We start from the raw sequence: 16,897 nt of genomic DNA, 5'->3' as shown, positions 1-16,897 counted from the left end.
CCCGAATTAATCGTACGTCAGGTTAAAGATCATATGAGACTCAACCTCGCCGGTGCTCGTGGCCGCCGCATACTGATAAAAACGCGCAAGGAAAGGCAACGTGATGTAGCGAGTTTCCTGACTGCTCAAGGTGCCGACGTTGTAATTCTTGTTGAACTCAACCGGCACGCCGTCTTTCAGCACCTGAATCCCAATCCCTTTGGCAATAGAGCTGCCGGCTTTTTCGTTCAGCAGCGCTCCGCGGGTGACGGTAGTGCCGGTAGCCAGGGTACCGGAGAAAGAGGCCTCGATATTGGCATATCCGGATGCGCTTAGCCCGCCGCTGCACTGAAGCTCAATATTAAAATTTTTGCCGCCGGCGTAAGTGCCGACGCCGTTCAGATCGCTGCGCTTAATGGTCCCGACATCAACGTTCATATTCTTACCGCTGAGTACCGTACAGGACGGCGAGACCACGGTAATCGCATTCGCGCTCAGGTAGGTTTCCAGAATCGGGTTGTTGCCCCGCTCCCAGTCGTAGGAGGTATATTTCCCCGCCGCCAGAGTACCGCTGCCGGTAGTCGCGGCCGTTTTAATAATCTCCAGCGTAAAGCGGGAGCCTTCCAGCGAGTAGTTGGTGGTCCGGTTGATGGTGGATGAGAAAACGTCGGGATAGGTGATGTTCACCGTCGCGCCGCCGCGGCTAAAGCGCATGCCGATACCGGGCACGTTGGTGGAGTAGATCTTATTCCCCAGATCGGTGGAGCCTGTAGAGACAATCTTCGCCGCAAAGCGGTTGGTACCGGCGGTACAGCTGTAGCTGGCCCCGCCCGGCGCATTCATCGTCCAGTCCCGGGAGACAATCACCGAGCCCACCGGCAGATCGGGGGGAACCACAACCCTGCCGACCACCATATCCAGGTTCACCGTAGGCTGCGAAAGGCGCGTACAGGCGGCCCAGGCGGAGGTGGTCCCCAGCGCCATTAAGCCAATAAAAAGCGTCAGTTGTTTACTCAGCGACATACCCTTTCCTTTGATTTTGCCTTGCCCAGTTCCACCGTGCACTGCCCGCCGCTCCACTTAACGGTCGCGTGCTGAACGCTGGCGTCACTGATAAACATCATGCTGCCCTGGCCGACAACGCCAATCTCTTTGCCGCTCGGATCGAAAATGCTGGCAGCGAACGGCAGCGGCTGGTTATTCGCCTGGCGCGCCTGAATCGTAATGTTGTTCTGTACCGTGGTGCCAAACGAGACCTTCACGACGCTACCTTCCCAGGGCACGACCTGGGCCACGGTACGATCGAAAGCGATATCATCCTGGCTGCCCTTCGGATCGATCTCGATGGAGTTAATCCGGTACGGGCGCAGATATGGCAGGATGGCGTAGCCGTTGCCGTCGACGCGGGTGCCCGGCGAGCCTGGCAGCATAGCGCCTGCGGCATCTTTCGCTTCGATAAGCGCCATCGTGCTGCCGCTTTCCGGCGAGAACACCACGCCGTGGCGATGGGCGATCAGCGTCCCGCTGGCGCCCAGGCCGCTCTGGCGATACCCCTCGCCCTGGCTATAGCTGCCGTTCAGCGTGGTCCACGGCGTGCGGTAGCTTCCGTTCAGCGCGACATCATGCTGGCCGCCGGTGGCGGTGGTCGTTGAAACGCCGTAGTTGAGGTTGTTCTCACTATCCAGCGAACCGTTGATCCCGATCTGCGAGCTGCTAAAGCGGGAGTTATTAAACGAGGTATTCGACGTCAGGTTGGCGGTCCGGTTTTCGCCAAACCACAGCGGATAGCTGAAGTTAAGCGAGATGCGATCGTCGCGATTGTGGCCGGAGCTGTCCGGCGTATAAACGCGCTGCGCGCTGGCGGACCACGAGAGGCGGCCGAACATATTGTTATAGCTGAGCTGATACTGCTTCTCGGTGCCCGAACGGTTCCAGTAATCGGAGATCCGGCCGCTCAGATAAAAACCGCCCCAGCCGTCCGGCAGGTTCTGGTTAACGGTGAAGGTCATGCCGTTTTTCTGCCGCCACAGGGTGTAGCTGCTGTTGCGGTTCTTCTCCTGGTCGACGGCGTACAGCGCGTCGTTCAGGTTGTAGTAGCCTTTGGTGGAGTAGCGATAGGCCGCCAGCACGATGCTGGTCTGGGTATCGGTAAACATCCGGTTAAAGGTGGCGCGGTAGCTCTGGCCGCTCTCGTCGAGGGTGTCGCTTTTCAGCCGGGAGTGGGTGATATCTAGCGACAGCGCGCCGATACCGGTATTCATCCCGGTCCCCAGCAGGAACGCCTGATAGTCATCAAATCCCGTAACGCCGGTATAGCCGGTAAAGACGTTATTCAGGCCGTGCTGCCAGGTTGCCTGGTACAGCATCGGCTTATTCCGCAGCCCGCTGTCATCGACCTTACCGGCCGACAGCGCATAGCGGGTCATCCCCGGACGCAGCAGCTGCGCCACCGAGGCATAGGGAACGCTAAACACCTGCACCGAGCCATCGGCCTCTTTGACCGAGACTTCAAGATCGTTACCGTAGCCGGAAGGGTATACGTCCTGCAGAGTAAACGGACCCGGCGGTACCGAGGTCTGATAGATAATGTTGTTTCCCTGACGCACCGTCACCAGGGCGTTGCTCTGCGCCACGCCGCGAATTTCCGGCGCGTAGGAGCGCATTCCGTCAGGGAACATGTTGTCATCGGTCGCCAGGTTTACCCCGCGCAGACCAATGGTGTCGAAAAATTCACCGTTGGTAAAAATCTGCCCGCCGCTGACGATCGAGTTGATCTGCGGGATCGGCCGCTGGAGATAGGTCTGGTTGCTGTTCCAGTGCGCTTTCCCCTGCTGCTGCTGCCAGTTCAGGTTGCCGACATGCTTGAGCAGCCAGCCGTCCCAGGAGAGACCCGCGTTAAGCCCCAGATAGGCGCTGCTGTTATCAGAGCCATTATTTGCCGAGGTGTGGCTGGTCCAGGTATTCGCCATCCAGCCGAGGTTCAGCGCCGCAATGCCTTTATCCCAGAATTCCGGGCTGACATAGTTTTTCAGGCGCTGATCTTCGTAGATTTGCGGCACGGAAATTTCCAGGCGCAGAGAGGACTGGATCAGGTTGTCTTTAACGTTTTCTTCGCTACGCCACTCCTTCAGGCGCCCGCAGTAGCCTTCCTGCTTCCCCAGCTGTGGGTTGAGCTTTTCCGCGGCAATGCCGTAACGTTCGAGCATCTCTTTGGTGTAGCAGATCCCCATGTTGCCGTCTTTATCACGGGTAACCTTCAGCTCATAGCGCCCTTTCCACTCGTTGTTGGTATAGACGTCGAGCGAATAGGTCCCCTCAGAGATCGCGCTGGCGGAGAAGCGTGACAGATCGACCTTTTCCCGACTGCCAACGATAAAACCGTCGTTAAACTGGTATACCGTTCCCGGGTTTTCCTGTCCGCTGGAAAATGGCGGAAAGCAGAACAGCGCCATGGCGATCGCCGAACTTAACCTTCCCGGGCAGATGGTCCTCTGCTTCATGATAGTGTCCCTTATTTAACGGCTACTTTCACTGCCACATCTGCACCATAGTCATTGATATTATTAATCGTCAGGGTCTCGCCTCGGCTAACGGCAGAAGAGAGGGCAACGGTCTGACTGGACTGTGGAGCAAGCATCACCGTTTTGCTGTTCAGGGCTTTGCCGCCGTCACGGGAAATACGGCTCACGGTGAGATAAAATGGCGTAGGGTTGCTGACCGACAGGCTGCTACCGCTGGCTGAAAGCGCTAATTTCTCCGGCGCAGCGTCACGGTTGCCCAATCCGGTCGGGCGGTAGATAAACTTAAAGCGCGAACGAATTGCCAGCTGCAGGATGTTCTGTCCTTCATTTTTTTGATTAGCCTCTACCGGCGGTATTTCCAGCAGATTAAGCCACCACAGCGTCTCTTTATCTTTGGCAAGCCCGGCGCTGCTGCCAAGCTTAATACGTAATGTTTGCCCGCTTTTAGCATCCACGCGGGATATTGGCGGAGTAATAATAAATGGCGTGGTAATCGTATCCGGCGTGGCGTCGGCGTTGCCGTTATCCAGCCATGCCTGCGCCAGCGCCGGGCGATCTGCGGTATTAGAAAGCTGTACCGTTATTTCTTTTTCATTTCCGGGATAAATAAAGCGGGTGCCGTTAACAATAATATTATTGGCGTGGGCCGCAAAACTAAAAATGAAACAGAAATAAAGGGCAATACGCTTCATGCTGACCTCAGACGGGAAAAATAAGCGGCAGCGGCTGCCGCTTTATCAATGCATATAACCGCCTCAATCAAGGCGGTTTATTTTCAGACGATAATTACTGGTAGGTAATTTCGTAAGTCGCGTAGCTGTTAACCACGCCGGTAGTTACGGTAGCCGGGGTGCTGGTAGCATAGCCAACGAAGTAGGTGAAGCGCGCGCCATCCTGAACGGCAGAAGCATCGCCAGTTGCTTTAGGCTGAGTGCTGTCGCCCGGGATGATTTTGTTGTTCAGAGTAGTGGCATCGTCTGTAGACAGAACCAGCTGGATGTTTTGTGCACCGGCAGCTTCGGTGTTAGCCAGGTAGCCAACCTGTTTGCCGGCAGCGCCAGCCAGCAGGTTACCGCCGGTCCAGTTCACGCCCAGTTTAGATACGTCGTCTTGTTTGGTGCCGTCGGCAGCCTGGCAATCAGAGACGTCAATGGTGAAAGATTTCGGTTTCAGGTAGGTGTCTGCACCCGCCGCTTTCACTTCAGTTAAGGTTACCGGAGACAGGTAAACGTTAGCATCGCTGCCCTGACCGTTTACGGAAACAGTACAAGATACGTCGGTAACTTTACCGAAGAAATTAACCTGGCCACCGCCAACGCTGGTATCAGCCGCATTTGCCGCTGCCATACCGAAAAATGCCGTTGCCATTGCTGCAGAGAGAAGAACCTTTTTCATTGCCATTTCCTTGTCAGAGTGAGTTTTGTATCAATAAACCAACAGTAAATCTGCAGACGATAAGAAGCGTTATGCGATGCCCACCGCTGCAACTGTGAATAGAAACTTCGACTGACCGGAAGCCGCAATATTTAAGGCGTCAGGACGCGAATTCAAATAATGAATTCGATAATGCTGTCGGCGTCAAAGAATGCTATTTTTCGCTGATAAATATACATTTGCTTATAACTTGTTACATCACGCTGACGATAGCCATCACCTATTAATTATCCATAAACAATAACCAAAAACGATGTGTTTGTTATTTACTTCAGGAAGGATAAGGCGCAAAGGATATATCTGTGGGGGATAAATATAATGACAAATATTGCTATTTGATGACCATCGGGAACAATCTGAATAATAGCGATGATGGGGTGACGCAAAATCCAATACAAAACGTTCTGCCGCCGCGCTGAGGTGACGGCCGCGCCCGGCGCCCGCTGGCCCTACAGCTGCAGCTGGAAGTGCCGGGCCAGGGCGCGCTGTCCTTCCTCGCTAACGGAAACCTCGCGAAAGCCCGGCGTCAGAACAAGCCAGCCCTTCTGCTGAGCATGCCGTAATATTGCGGCGCCGACGCTCCCGCCGGCATGAAAGCGCCTTTCGCTCCAGTCCAGGCAGGCGCAGCACGCTTTGCGTCGGCTATCGCCGGTTAATACGATCCCAAGACGGGAAAAGTGCGCTTCGCCTGCCGGCGTCACAGCCGAACCGTCGGGCGTAATCCAGGCCTCGCGCAGTAAAAAGTGATAAATGCCCACCGCCAGCTCGCCGGCGAGGTGATCGTAACAGGTCCTGGCCCGGCGTAAATTAACCGGCGTCCGGGTCGTCAGCGTCAGCGCGCCCTTCCCGGCCATAGTCATCATATTCTCCACCAGGCCGGCGACGTCCGCGCCCGCCAACCGGTAGTAACGGTGCCTCCCCTGCGCCAGGCAAACCAGCAGGCGGCTGTTCACCAGGCGGCTCAGGTGCGCGCTGGCAGTAGAGGCGGAAATGTCCGCCGCCGTGGAAAGCTCCGTAGCCGTCCAGGCCCGGCCGTCCATCAGGGCGCAAAGCATCTTTACCCGCGAGCTATCGGCCATGGCGGAAGCTATCGCCGCCACGGCGACGGCCAACGACTCATCATCGGTAATGACTGCGGCAGGTTTGAGCATAATGCCTCACGCGTTAGTGGCCCAGCGGCGCGTCGCCTCCTGCGCCAGCGGGAAATTATCGGTAACCAGAATCAGGCGATTATCATGGTCGCTGTACTGGGTCAAAATATTAACCCCCTGCCCGGCCAGCGCGCGGGCGATAGCCCCCAGCTCTCCCGGCAGCTCCTGCTTCAGCCGGCGAATAAGCGGCTGAGTGACCGCCATCACCGGGATCCCGGCCTGTTCCAGCACCGCTCTGGCGCGCGCGCCGTCGGCTACCAGAAAATGGGCATGACACTGGTCGTTCACGGTGAAAACGCCCCCGCCCTCCAGGCCCACGCCGCCGCTGCCGAGGGTTTGCCCGAGCAGCGCCAGCGCTCCCGGCCGATTTGGCAGAATCACATAAATATCATACATGGCCGCGATCCTCGCCCTTTTCCGCGCCGTATTCGCGGATCAGCCGGGCAATGCGAATCTGATAGGCGGCAAAGATATTCGTTTTTCCCTCCTGCTGGGCCTCCCGATGGGCGAGGTTATTTTTCCAGGCCAGCACCGCCTGCTCATCGCGCCACCAGGAAAGCGACAGGATCTTCCCCGGCGTCGTCAGGCTCTGAAAACGCTCAATACTGATAAAACCATCGATGGTGCTGAGCAGCGGCTGAAGCTCCGCCGCGAGCTCCAGGTAACGCGCCTGGCCTGCTGGCGCAACCTCGGCTTCAAAGAGTACGGCAATCATTGTGTCATCCTTATTTATTCAGCGATGCCGCCACTCTATGCCTCCCGCGCCCCCAATGCTTCGCCGCCGGGCGAAGTATTCCCTGCGCCGAACGGGTCAAAAAACCGCCAATGCATTCACCAAAACAATAGCTAAGGCCCTGGGGAAGAAAAATCTCAGCGCCGTCGGCGTTTATTTCGCCTGAGCAATAAATCACAGAGAATTTCAACAACCTGCTGTTTTTATTGATTAAGTAAAATTAAAACGTCACCTCACCGTCATCTTAATGGCACAAAAGTGTGATCTAAATCGCACTTTTTGCAACGCACGTTATAGTTAGCAAGCTTATTATAAACCCATCGAAAGCACAGCGCTTTCCACCTGAAAAGTTAAAAGGAAAAACACCATGAAAAACGTAAAATTACTTGCCGCCGCCGGTATGCTGTCCCTGGTTTCTTTTGCTAGCTTCGCTCAGCACCCGGTCAGCGTGACCGCAGATACTCTGGACAACGCGGAAGCTAAAATCGCGACCATCGCTAAAGATCAGGGCGCGTCTTACCACATTACCGAAGCCTATACCGGTAACCAGGTTCATATGACCGCCGAGCTGTCCAAATAAGAGAATGGTTGCAGAGGGAGCTGCCGGACTGGTCGCCTGAAGGCGGCCCGTTTGGCTCCCGCCGCGCAATAACCATGCAGCAATGTCGGGCCCCTTTATGGGGCCTTTTTTGTTAGCGCGCGCTGAATCGACAGCACGCTGAGCAGCACCACGATCAGCCCCACCAGCGCCAGCCCCTGAATCTTCTGCCCGAGAACAATCCAGCCCAGCAGCACCGCGGTAACCGGACTGAGCAGGCTCAGCGCCGATACGGCCACCGGCGAGAGGCGGCTAATCCCGCGGAACCACAGACCGTACGCCAGCATCGCCCCCGCCACGCACAGCCACAGATAGCCCGCCGCCTGGGTCAGGGTCACCTGCTGTAAAGGAGGATCGACCAGCAGCGCAATCGGCGCCAGCACTATACCGCCAATCAGCAGCTGCCAGCCCGTCAGCGCCACCACCGGGAGCGATATCGCCCAGCGTCGGGAGAGCCAGGTGCCCAGCGCCATGCTTAGCGCCCCTAAAAACGCCGCGCCAATGCCCAGCGGCTCCAGCACCGTCTGCGGAGAAAGCAGCAGCAGCGCCATGCCGATAATACCGGTACAGGCCGAAGCAACCGCCATCCACGGCGATCGCTGCCTGTCCACGGACCAGGCCAGCAGCATCACCAGCAGCGGCTGAATGGCGCCGATCACCGCCGCCAGCCCGCCGGGTAAGCGATAGGCGGCAATAAACAGCAGCGCCTGGAATGCGCCAATATTGAGGATCCCGGTGACGATCAGCTTCCACCACTCATCGCGAAGAGGAAAGCGGCGGCACCAGATTAACAGGGCGATCCCCGCCGGGAGCACCCGCAGCAGCGCCGCGATAAACGGCCTGTCCGCCGGTAATAGCTGCGAGGTCACGATATAGGTCGTCCCCCAGATAGCCGGAGCCAGGGCGGTCAACAGCAGGTCAAAAACGGGCGAGCGCGAGAGAAAGGTCATGATTTTATCTTCACATCAAGGTAAATTAGTCAGCAAAGTATGTATCGATAGATATCTTGATATCAAGGTAAGTGGGCACAAATGGACAAATCACCTCAGGCAGACGCCGTAGATCGAATTCTTGAACAGTGGAAGCGGGAACGTCCCGATCTTGACTGTAGCCCGATGGGGCCGATTGGCCGCCTGAAGCGCTGCGCCATGCTGCTGGAACCGCGCGTCGAAGCGGCGTTTATCCGCCACGATCTGGTGCGCTGGGAATTTGACATGCTGGCGACCCTGCGCCGGGCGGGAGAACCGTTTACCCTTTCGCCGACCCAGCTTTTTTCAACGCTGATGATCACCTCCGGCACCATGACCCACCGTCTGAAAGCGCTGGAAAAACGGGGATTCATACACCGCTTAGCGAATCCGCAGGACGCGCGAAGCATGCTGGTGGCCCTGACGCCAGAGGGGCGGGAGCGAATCGATCGCGCGGTCGAAACCCACGTCGAAAACGAACGCCAGCTGCTGGCGGGACTCTCTGCAGAACAGCGCCAGCGGCTGAATGACGCGCTGACGGTCCTGATGCGCCTGCTGGAAGAGGATTAGCAGCCGGCGGCGATATAGTCGCCGTTGGCGCTAATCGGGATCACCGTCAGGAACAGCACGCAGGCAAACAGAATCAGAATGATGCCGCCGGCAATCTTCACCGCCGGAACCAGCAGCTTCAGGCGACCACCGTTACCGGCAAACAGGCTGACCGCCCGTTCGCGCGCGTAGCGTACCGCCAGCGACAGGCCGAGGATCGACAGGGCCGTCCCCAGCGACATGGCCATCACCGCGGCAATCCCCCAGCTAACGATCCCCAGCGCGTTGGCAAACAGCAGGATCATAATCGCCCCGCTGCAGGGCCTCGCGCCTATCGCCAGCACCACCCCGAGACGGGTTTTCCAGTCCACCTGCGCCAGCTCGCGCCCGACGCCGTGGTGGCCGCAGCCGCAGTTCGGACTATGGTCGTGCAGAGGGGTCAGCGTGCCGATCGCTATTTTTCGCGGCCGTAGGTTTCTAAGCGTTTGATAAATAATAAATGCACCGAAGGCACCGACCATCAGCGCGCTGATTTTTTCCACGTACCAGCGGCTGGCGCTAAGATCGCCGGAGGCAAGATTCAGCCCTACCGCCAGAATAAAAACAAACAGGATGGCGCACACGCCCTGCATCAGGCTGCCGAGAAACGGCACCGCCCGCGCCGCCAGCAGGCTCTCCTGATTAGTGCTGAGATAGGTGGTAACGATAAATTTTCCGTGCCCCGGCCCCACGGCATGCAGCACGCCGTAGAGGAACGCCCCGCCCAGCAGCCATACTCCGCCGCTATATTGATGGTTGTTGAGCTGCAAAAGATACATCACCAGATAGCGGTGTAGCGCGATCTGCGTTGCCAGGCACCACTGAATAAATGCGCCCCAGTGCGCATGGAGCCCCCATCCGCACGACAATAACGCCAGCGCAGGCAAGCCCAGCGACAGCAGGCGCCAGTCACGCGCGAGAATGCGAGTTGTCATCATTTTTCGCCATTAAGTGGATCTGAATTTACCGCCGGGCGGCCTACGTTCCTCCTCCGCCAGCCCGCTAAATACGCATAACATCAGCCCAATCTATCGTCGTCAGGCAAGGAGATGCTTGTGGAACACCATACCGCTTCTGAGCGCCCAGACAGCCACGAAAGCCGCTTCCATAAAGAAGAGCTCCCCTTTTTCTGGGTGGTCAACGTCTATGCAAAGTATACCCGGCAGATGGAAGTCGAATTAAAAAAAATCGACATCGACCTCTCCCGCTTTCAAGTGCTGATGCTGGTTCATCAGTACCACCGGGCCAGCATCTCCCGCATCACTGAATACGCCGTCAGCAAAATGCCCACCGTCACCAAAATTGTCGGCCGCCTGCGCGACGATGGCCTGCTGACCACCCACGTCAGCGCCAGCGACGGGCGCGGCCGTTCATCACACGTAGAATCCCCCTATCCCCTCACTCACCGCGCCTTCAGCGGCGCTATCGCGACGGATTCAGGCTCTCCAGCGGAAACGGACGATCCTGCACCACGGTTTTCATGACCAGCGTCGATCGCAGGTGCTGAACGCCGGGCATCGCGGATAGCTTGTCGTCATACAGTTTTTGAAACGCCGGAAGATCGCGGGTCACCACGTGCATCAAATAATCCGGATCGCCAAACAGGCGCTGCGCTAGCACGATCTGCGGGATCTCTTCAACCGCCTCTTCAAAGGCGCTCACCGCTCGCCTGTCCCCCTCTTTTAAGGTTGCAAAGACGATCGCCGTAAAGTTAAAGCCCATTTTTACCGGGTCGAGGCTGGCGCGATAGCCGGTGATAGTACCGTCCTGCTCCAGCGCGCGCAGCCGTCGATGGCACGGCGAGAGGCTAAGATTGACCCGCTCCGCCAGTTCAGTTATCGAGAGGCGGCCATCGGCCTGCAGCTCGGCAAGAATTTTTCGATCTATGCTGTCCATTTGGAAGATTTTCACTTTTAAAGGGTGTTTTAAGCATAACATTGAAAGCTCATTGCGCATCATTCCCGATATTCTTGCTGTTAACTTTTCGCAAGAGTTTGAGCGCAATCGCCATGCAAAATGCACCAAACCACGGTGGGGACCGCTCACTATGGAAATGAGTTTTATCGCGAGCTTCTGGCTGGTCTCTTTTCTGCTGATTATCACGCCAGGGGCCGACTGGGCCTACGCTATCAGCGCCGGTATTCACGGGCGACGGGTGGTTCCTGCCGTAGCAGGACTGATGTCCGGGCATCTGCTGGCAACCCTCGCGGTGGTCGCCGGCGTTGGGGTGCTGATCGCCGGGCATCCGCTGGCGCTGTCGACCATCACGCTGTTCGGCGCGGCCTATCTGCTGTGGCTCGGTATCGCCATTTTGCGCCATCCGTCGGCGCCGTCGGCCGCAGAGCAGCGGGCGGATAGCTGGCAAGGCTGGGCAATAAAAGGACTTTGCATTAGCGGCCTGAATCCAAAAGTCTTTCTTTTATTCCTCGCCCTGCTGCCGCAGTTTACCGATCCGCAAGGCAGCTGGTCGGTGGCGATGCAGATGTCGGCACTTGGCTGCCTGCACCTGATAACCTGCACGTTTATCTATTTACTGGTCGGCTATGGATCGAAAACGGTATTAGGCACCCGACCCCAGATGGCGCAAAGAGTCAGCATACTTTCAGGCATCATCATGGTGATAATTGCCCTGTTATTATTCTACGAGCAGCTCGGATAATGCCGCCGTACGGGCGCAAAGGCAGAAATATCGTCCTGATCGTTTAATCCCTGACGCCGCTGCGTAAATTTATGGCGCAGCGGCCAGCACTATTTTGGTCAGCCTCCCGGCGTGGATTCCGCCTCATGGAATACCCTTCGGTGCGGATCAAAAAGATCGCTTCAGACGCAAATAATAATAGCGTCAAAAAACCCGATAGAATTAGCCTGCTTATTCAGGCGTAAAAAACACCGGCACCGAAAATTCCAGATAGCTCCAAAAGACTCCAAACCCCCGTAAACAAGGCGTTCAGCTGGTTCAGCGGCGCCGGGGAGATTTCGCCCTCACCCGCCGCGTTAATAATTGATCGCTGGCGCCACACATATCGCTTTACTTATTATTACTATTCTCCGCCTGAATTTTGCAGTATGGTTTAACCGCTGTTGTAGTGATGCAGTGAATGCTATCCGGCGTGCATATCGTTCTTCGCAAGCTGCGGGACATTTACGCAATATTCATCTGCGGTACGCGGCCAGAACCCTCCGTCAGGGAATGATGGCGAGCCCGCCGGGAGTTTAATTATTACAGTACTATGAGTCAGGAAAGCTCCAGACCCATAGCCTATGCCTCTATATTTACGGAGCGCATAATCAGGAGAAAAGCAGGATGAACCGGACGTTGAAGCCCCCAGGAAAACCGTATTCTTTCAACAAGATAAAAAACCATCCGTCACTCTTTATGAAGCCACCGCTCCTCAACTGCGGGGATCTTTATGTTTCATTCATTATCTCAAACATAATGACCTGCCGGCAGTAATATATGCTGGAATACTTTTCCTGCGCCCCTGAAAGTACCGCGGAGAGGTAGAGTTAACGATTACAAATTACAGTCGGATGTAAAAGCTGGCCTGCTGACGATGGCCAGAACGTAATGTATGCCTGCAATTAAAAGGGATGATAATGAAAAATAACACCGATATCAAAAAAAGGAACTTCCTGACTCAAGCCGAAATAGAGTCGCTGTTGAAAGCTGCCAATACAGGAGTGCACGCCGCGCGTAACTACTGCCTGACATTATTGTGTTTTATTCATGGTCTGCGCGCCAGTGAAATATGCCGCCTGCAAATATCCGATATCGATCTCCGTTCAAAATGTATTTATATTCATCGTCTGAAAAAAGGATTCTCTACTACCCACCCGTTACTAAATAAAGAGATTCAGGCATTAAAAAACTGGCTGGATATCCGTACCGGCTATCCCGATAGCGACAGCGAGTGGCTATTTTTGTCACGTAAAGGCAATCCCCTCTCACGCCAGCAGTTTTACCAAATTATTTCTTCATCCGGAGGCCATGCCGGGCTGTCGTTGGAAATACATCCGCACATGCTCCGCCACTCCTGTGGATTCGCGTTAGCCAACATGGGAATAGATACGCGATTAATCCAGGACTATCTCGGACATCGAAATATCCGCCATACCGTCTGGTACACCGCCAGTAACGCCGGCCGCTTTTACGGTATCTGGGACAACGCCAAAGAGAAGCGGCGTATTAGCCTTATCCAGTAATCTTACCTGACGCCAGGGAAGGCGTTGTCACGAGCAGTAAGCGGGGAAACATTAATAAATATTAACCATGCGTTAATTGAGATTAATGTTCCCGCAAGTTCTTATTTACTCAGCAAAGAATCAAATAGCGATATCCCTGTATATATTCCGGATATCCATTCGCTATTTATAACCAGACCAGGAACCTGTCCCGCCGGACGTAATTGCCGCAGTCAGTCTGGACACCGACAGCGCGGAGCATCCGGAGCGTACGCCTGGTACGTAAGGATTATTCGCCACGTTTACCCATTGGAGCGCCCTGCAGGACGTGGCAAATAAATAGCCTGACGGGATAGCTTCGAAACCATTCAGCGCTATTTTTCATCTATAATATCGCCACCAATAGCTTTTTCCCTTTTGATTTTATGGACCTGGCAACGATTACCGGCGACTCTATTGTGGTATTGAATAAAATCCATAAAAATAAGAATTATCGCGTGGCGATATTTTGGCTATGTGTAAATGTAATGTGATCGCCTATTTGAACTTAAATACCTTAATATAATACGGTTTTAACATCGCGGATTATTTTTTAATCAGCCTGAACATTTTTTCAGGCTGAGGCCTTCGTGTAAATTAAATACAGGAGCAATGTATTGTGAATCGACGTCGTTTTCTTACCGCCAAAGAAGTTCAGGCTATGATGCTGGCCGTACGGCACGGACCAACCGGCGAACGTGATTATTGTCTTATTCTGCTGGCGTTTCGCCACGGCATGCGAATCAGTGAATTACTCAACCTGCACTACCGCGATCTTGACCTCAGCGAGGGGCGCATCAACGTCCGCCGGCTGAAGAACGGATTTTCAACCATCCACCCGCTGCGCTTTGACGAGCTGGAGGCGATTGAGCGCTGGACTCAGGTCCGCGCCGGCTGGAAGGCCGCGCAAACAAGCGACGCTATTTTTATCTCCCGCCGCGGCACCCAGCTCTCGCGGCAGCAGGCGTATCGTATTATCCGCAGCGCCGGCGAAGAGGCCGGAACCGCGACCCACACCCACCCGCACATGCTGCGTCACGCCTGCGGCTATGAGCTCGCCGAAAGAGGGACAGATACGCGTTTGATTCAGGATTATCTGGGACATCGAAATATTCGCCATACGGTGCGCTATACCGCCAGCAATGCCGCACGTTTTGCCGGATTATGGGAAAGAAATAATTTGCTGGATAAAAGCGTGCCTGAGCAGAAGAAATAAATTATTACTTTGATAAATAAGATAAATTTCGTGAATGAACAGGTCAATTGGGGCCAAACTGTTTATATCATAAAAATGTTTTGTAATCTTTTGCAACTGGCAAGTGCATATATTTCCAAAAATAATAAATATCTAATTGATTAAAAACACTTTTTACCCCGACATTTATTTACTTTCATTTCCATACCATTCGTAACTCTGCCTTGTCCTCTCCGCTGACTCAGCCGCTCTGCCTACGCTACCAAAAATAAAAATACAGCATAAAAAACCACAAAATAGAAAAACAAAGGCCTTAAAAGACAAATAAACACTGAAAAATCCACACTTTAAGCATTTTAGTCCAATGAGTCAAAATGGCCCCAATTGACTCATCGTTGGGGCAAAAACTGAGCAGAGCCGGCAGTCGGACCATTCGGCTGACATATGGAATGCCTGGAAGGCACAAAGACTGCCAATTTCGGTTCGTAATATCGACATTGTTTAAAGGAAAACAACATGAAAATCAAAACACTGGCAATCGTTGTTCTGTCAGCCCTGTCCCTGAGCTCCGCGGCGGCTTTGGCCGATACCACCACGGTAAACGGCGGGACGGTGCACTTTAAAGGGGAAGTGGTCAACGCAGCCTGTGCAGTAGACGCCGGCTCTATCGATCAAACCGTACAGCTGGGCCAGGTGCGTTCAGCCAAACTCGCTACCGCGGGCAGCACCAGCTCCGCCGTTGGTTTCAACATCCAGCTGGATGACTGTGATACCAGCGTTGCAACTAAAGCATCCGTCGCCTTCTCCGGCACGGCGGTCGATAGCACCAACACTACCGTACTGGCGCTGCAAAACTCTGCAGCCGGCGGCGCAACTAACGTCGGCGTACAGATCCTCGACAGCACCGGCACCGCGCTGGCGCTTGACGGCGCAACTTTCGGTGCCGCCACCACGCTGAATGATGGCACCAACATCATTCCATTCCAGGCTCGCTACTATGCAACCGGCGCGGCAACTGCCGGTACCGCTAACGCCGACGCGACCTTCAAAGTTCAGTACGAGTAATTGACACATCACGCACGGATGCTCGTCGGGCCAGGATGGCCCGTTATCCATACAGGACTGGGGTAATCACGATGCAAGGAATGAAATCAGGTCTGTTGATCTTTTTGCTGCCGCCGCTGGCGCTGGCCGGTAACCAGTGGAACGTAACCCTGCCCGGCGGCAACATGCGTTTCCAGGGCGTCATTATCGCCGAATCCTGCCGCGTTGAAGCAGGGGATCGGCAGTTGACGGTCAATATGGGGCAAATCAGCAGCAATCGGTTTCATTCAGCAGGAGAAGATACTGACCCCGTCCCTTTCGCGATCCATTTACAGGATTGCAGCACCGCGGTCAGCCAGCGGGTGGGAATGACGTTTCACGGCGTTGCTGATGGCAAAAATCCGGACGTGCTCTCGGTGGGCGAAGGCCCAGGGATCGCTACCGGCGTCGGCGTCGCGCTGTTTGACAGCCAGGACCATCTGATCCCGCTTAATAGCCCACCAACGACCTGGTCACAGCTGTATACGGGACCAACCACGCTACATTTTGTCGCCAAATATCGGGCGACCGGACGTCAGGTGACCGGCGGAGCCGCAAATGCTCAGGCCTGGTTTTCGCTGACCTATCAGTAACCAGCCAGCAGGCATACCGGATACGGGAAACAACGGTGAGTATAAAAGGGGAAAACGTGAGAAAGAGACTGGGGATAACGCGCAGCCTGTTAGCGGGATTTTTGATGATAGCCACCGGCGGGTTTAGCACCTATGCCGATGCGGGCGTGGCGCTGGGAGCCACCCGGGTCATCTATCCTGCCGGACAAAAACAGGTCCAGCTGGCGGTAACCAATAACGATGACAACAGCACCTATCTGATTCAGTCGTGGGTAGAAAATGCCGACGGTCAGAAGGACGGACGCTTTGTGATCACCCCGCCGCTGTTCGCCATGCAGGGTAAAAAAGAGAACACCCTGCGGATCATCGACGCCACCAACAATCAGCTGCCGCAGGATCGCGAAAGCCTGTTCTGGATGAACGTTAAGGCGATCCCGTCGATGGATAAATCGAAGCTCAGCGACAATACCCTACAGCTGGCGATTATCAGCCGCATCAAGCTCTACTATCGCCCGGCTAAGCTGGCGCTCTCGCCGGACCAGGCGACGGAGAAGCTGCGCTTTCGCCGCAGTGCGAACACCCTCACGCTGATTAACCCTACTCCCTACTACCTGACGGTGACCGAACTCAACGCCGGAACCCGGGTGCTGGAAAACGCGCTGGTTCCGCCGATGGGCGAAGCCTCGGTGAAGCTACCGCCGGGCGCCGGCAGCGAGATCTCCTGGCGGACGATTAACGACTACGGCGCGCTGACCCCGCGGATGAAGGGCGTCGCGCAATAGCTACGGGGAAACCAGCGTTATCCCCTGAAATATAATAAGAACTGACTGCCGGGCGACTTCGGACCGGAGGGA

General features: G+C 55.3%; 19 protein-coding genes. 9 read left to right on the top strand and 10 right to left on the bottom strand.

What is annotated here, in order from left to right; translation table 11 throughout:
- Positions 1-6: 6 nt before the first annotated feature.
- From QFI97_RS06015 to QFI97_RS05985, 7 genes are all read right to left on the bottom strand, one after another.
- Positions 7-1,002 (bottom strand): fimbrial protein, encoded by a 996-nt coding sequence (locus QFI97_RS06015; protein WP_095098981.1) that lies wholly within the window; start codon positions 1,000-1,002, stop codon positions 7-9.
- On the bottom strand, positions 993-3,479 hold the full coding sequence (locus tag QFI97_RS06010; protein ID WP_095098984.1) for a fimbria/pilus outer membrane usher protein: 2,487 nt from the start codon (positions 3,477-3,479) through the stop codon (positions 993-995). Before QFI97_RS06010 ends, QFI97_RS06015 begins: the two co-directional genes overlap by 10 nt.
- 11 nt (positions 3,480-3,490) lie before the next feature.
- Positions 3,491-4,192, bottom strand: coding sequence for a fimbrial biogenesis chaperone (locus QFI97_RS06005; RefSeq protein ID WP_095098987.1), 702 nt, complete (start codon positions 4,190-4,192; stop codon positions 3,491-3,493).
- A gap of 94 nt (positions 4,193-4,286) precedes the next feature.
- Positions 4,287-4,895: a fimbrial protein gene (locus QFI97_RS06000; RefSeq protein ID WP_095098989.1), complete on the bottom strand. Its 609-nt coding sequence runs from the start codon at positions 4,893-4,895 to the stop codon at positions 4,287-4,289.
- Between the two features lie 488 nt (positions 4,896-5,383).
- Positions 5,384-6,085 carry an ArsR/SmtB family transcription factor gene (locus QFI97_RS05995; RefSeq protein ID WP_331833582.1) on the bottom strand — a complete coding sequence of 234 codons (702 nt, stop codon included), beginning with the start codon at positions 6,083-6,085 and terminating at the stop codon, positions 5,384-5,386.
- Between the two features lie 6 nt (positions 6,086-6,091).
- Positions 6,092-6,481, bottom strand: a complete 390-nt coding sequence (locus QFI97_RS05990) for an amino acid-binding protein (RefSeq protein WP_331833581.1) — start codon at positions 6,479-6,481, stop codon at positions 6,092-6,094.
- A complete protein-coding gene (locus QFI97_RS05985) occupies positions 6,474-6,800 on the bottom strand; it encodes an antibiotic biosynthesis monooxygenase family protein (RefSeq protein WP_346430726.1) in 327 nt (108 codons plus the stop codon). Before QFI97_RS05985 ends, QFI97_RS05990 begins: the two co-directional genes overlap by 8 nt.
- Before the next feature lie 385 nt (positions 6,801-7,185).
- Here QFI97_RS05985 and QFI97_RS05980 point away from each other — a divergent pair, with 385 nt between their 5' ends.
- Positions 7,186-7,398 carry a YdgH/BhsA/McbA-like domain containing protein gene (locus tag QFI97_RS05980; protein ID WP_095099001.1) on the top strand — a complete coding sequence of 71 codons (213 nt, stop codon included), beginning with the start codon at positions 7,186-7,188 and terminating at the stop codon, positions 7,396-7,398.
- Positions 7,399-7,493: 95 nt separating this feature from the next.
- Here the strand turns inward: QFI97_RS05980 and QFI97_RS05975 are convergent, their stop codons facing one another.
- A complete protein-coding gene (locus QFI97_RS05975) occupies positions 7,494-8,366 on the bottom strand; it encodes an EamA family transporter (protein ID WP_095099004.1) in 873 nt (290 codons plus the stop codon).
- Positions 8,367-8,447: 81 nt separating this feature from the next.
- On the opposite strand from QFI97_RS05975, the gene QFI97_RS05970 reads away from it, so the two are divergent.
- Positions 8,448-8,954 (top strand): MarR family winged helix-turn-helix transcriptional regulator, encoded by a 507-nt coding sequence (locus QFI97_RS05970; protein WP_346430725.1) that lies wholly within the window; start codon positions 8,448-8,450, stop codon positions 8,952-8,954.
- Here the strand turns inward: QFI97_RS05970 and QFI97_RS05965 are convergent.
- Complete coding sequence (locus QFI97_RS05965) at positions 8,951-9,907, bottom strand: nickel/cobalt transporter (RefSeq protein WP_346430859.1); 957 nt, start codon at positions 9,905-9,907, stop codon at positions 8,951-8,953. The genes QFI97_RS05970 and QFI97_RS05965 overlap by 4 nt on opposite strands.
- Before the next feature lie 120 nt (positions 9,908-10,027).
- On the opposite strand from QFI97_RS05965, the gene QFI97_RS05960 reads away from it, so the two are divergent.
- On the top strand, positions 10,028-10,456 hold the full coding sequence (locus QFI97_RS05960) for a MarR family winged helix-turn-helix transcriptional regulator (protein WP_438943422.1): 429 nt from the start codon (positions 10,028-10,030) through the stop codon (positions 10,454-10,456).
- Here QFI97_RS05960 and QFI97_RS05955 read toward each other — a convergent pair.
- The gene (locus QFI97_RS05955) at positions 10,395-10,868 is read right to left on the bottom strand and encodes an Lrp/AsnC family transcriptional regulator (RefSeq protein WP_189339848.1); all 474 of its coding nucleotides are present in this window, start codon (positions 10,866-10,868) and stop codon (positions 10,395-10,397) included. The genes QFI97_RS05960 and QFI97_RS05955 overlap by 62 nt on opposite strands.
- A 151-nt stretch (positions 10,869-11,019) precedes the next feature.
- Between QFI97_RS05955 and QFI97_RS05950 the strand changes: the two genes are divergently transcribed.
- From QFI97_RS05950 to QFI97_RS05925, 6 genes are all read left to right on the top strand, one after another.
- Complete coding sequence (locus QFI97_RS05950) at positions 11,020-11,631, top strand: LysE family translocator (protein ID WP_095099016.1); 612 nt, start codon at positions 11,020-11,022, stop codon at positions 11,629-11,631.
- 938 nt (positions 11,632-12,569) lie between these two features.
- Positions 12,570-13,175, top strand: a complete 606-nt coding sequence (locus tag QFI97_RS05945; protein WP_095099019.1) for a tyrosine-type DNA invertase — start codon at positions 12,570-12,572, stop codon at positions 13,173-13,175.
- A gap of 637 nt (positions 13,176-13,812) precedes the next feature.
- Positions 13,813-14,409: a tyrosine-type DNA invertase gene (locus tag QFI97_RS05940; protein ID WP_095099022.1), complete on the top strand. Its 597-nt coding sequence runs from the start codon at positions 13,813-13,815 to the stop codon at positions 14,407-14,409.
- 495 nt (positions 14,410-14,904) lie between these two features.
- On the top strand, positions 14,905-15,453 hold the full coding sequence (fimA, locus tag QFI97_RS05935) for a type 1 fimbrial major subunit FimA (protein ID WP_095099025.1): 549 nt from the start codon (positions 14,905-14,907) through the stop codon (positions 15,451-15,453).
- A 71-nt stretch (positions 15,454-15,524) separates the two neighbouring features.
- On the top strand, positions 15,525-16,064 hold the full coding sequence (gene fimI, locus QFI97_RS05930; protein WP_143350157.1) for a type 1 fimbrial minor subunit FimI: 540 nt from the start codon (positions 15,525-15,527) through the stop codon (positions 16,062-16,064).
- A gap of 104 nt (positions 16,065-16,168) precedes the next feature.
- Entirely contained in the window at positions 16,169-16,825 is a 657-nt protein-coding gene (locus QFI97_RS05925; RefSeq protein ID WP_487333627.1) for a fimbria/pilus periplasmic chaperone, read from the top strand.
- Positions 16,826-16,897: the final 72 nt, after the last annotated feature.

It is taken from the genome of Klebsiella scottii, assembly GCF_036561945.1.
Taxonomy (GTDB): domain Bacteria; phylum Pseudomonadota; class Gammaproteobacteria; order Enterobacterales; family Enterobacteriaceae; genus Klebsiella; species Klebsiella scottii.
The sequence above is the reverse complement of the archived record's forward strand: the minus strand, read 5'-3'. Positions and strand labels throughout refer to the sequence as shown.

Coding starts and splice junctions, on each gene's coding strand:
- QFI97_RS06015 (WP_095098981.1), bottom strand. CDS start 1,002: ATGTCGCTGAGTAAACAACTGACGCTTTTTATTGGCTTAATGGCGCTG.
- QFI97_RS06010 (WP_095098984.1), bottom strand. CDS start 3,479: ATGAAGCAGAGGACCATCTGCCCGGGAAGGTTAAGTTCGGCGATCGCC.
- QFI97_RS06005 (WP_095098987.1), bottom strand. CDS start 4,192: ATGAAGCGTATTGCCCTTTATTTCTGTTTCATTTTTAGTTTTGCGGCC.
- QFI97_RS06000 (WP_095098989.1), bottom strand. CDS start 4,895: ATGAAAAAGGTTCTTCTCTCTGCAGCAATGGCAACGGCATTTTTCGGT.
- QFI97_RS05995 (WP_331833582.1), bottom strand. CDS start 6,085: ATGCTCAAACCTGCCGCAGTCATTACCGATGATGAGTCGTTGGCCGTC.
- QFI97_RS05990 (WP_331833581.1), bottom strand. CDS start 6,481: ATGTATGATATTTATGTGATTCTGCCAAATCGGCCGGGAGCGCTGGCG.
- QFI97_RS05985 (WP_346430726.1), bottom strand. CDS start 6,800: ATGATTGCCGTACTCTTTGAAGCCGAGGTTGCGCCAGCAGGCCAGGCG.
- QFI97_RS05980 (WP_095099001.1), top strand. CDS start 7,186: ATGAAAAACGTAAAATTACTTGCCGCCGCCGGTATGCTGTCCCTGGTT.
- QFI97_RS05975 (WP_095099004.1), bottom strand. CDS start 8,366: ATGACCTTTCTCTCGCGCTCGCCCGTTTTTGACCTGCTGTTGACCGCC.
- QFI97_RS05970 (WP_346430725.1), top strand. CDS start 8,448: ATGGACAAATCACCTCAGGCAGACGCCGTAGATCGAATTCTTGAACAG.
- QFI97_RS05965 (WP_346430859.1), bottom strand. CDS start 9,907: ATGACAACTCGCATTCTCGCGCGTGACTGGCGCCTGCTGTCGCTGGGC.
- QFI97_RS05955 (WP_189339848.1), bottom strand. CDS start 10,868: ATGGACAGCATAGATCGAAAAATTCTTGCCGAGCTGCAGGCCGATGGC.
- QFI97_RS05950 (WP_095099016.1), top strand. CDS start 11,020: ATGGAAATGAGTTTTATCGCGAGCTTCTGGCTGGTCTCTTTTCTGCTG.
- QFI97_RS05945 (WP_095099019.1), top strand. CDS start 12,570: ATGAAAAATAACACCGATATCAAAAAAAGGAACTTCCTGACTCAAGCC.
- fimA (WP_095099025.1), top strand. CDS start 14,905: ATGAAAATCAAAACACTGGCAATCGTTGTTCTGTCAGCCCTGTCCCTG.
- fimI (WP_143350157.1), top strand. CDS start 15,525: ATGCAAGGAATGAAATCAGGTCTGTTGATCTTTTTGCTGCCGCCGCTG.
- QFI97_RS05925 (WP_487333627.1), top strand. CDS start 16,169: ATGATAGCCACCGGCGGGTTTAGCACCTATGCCGATGCGGGCGTGGCG.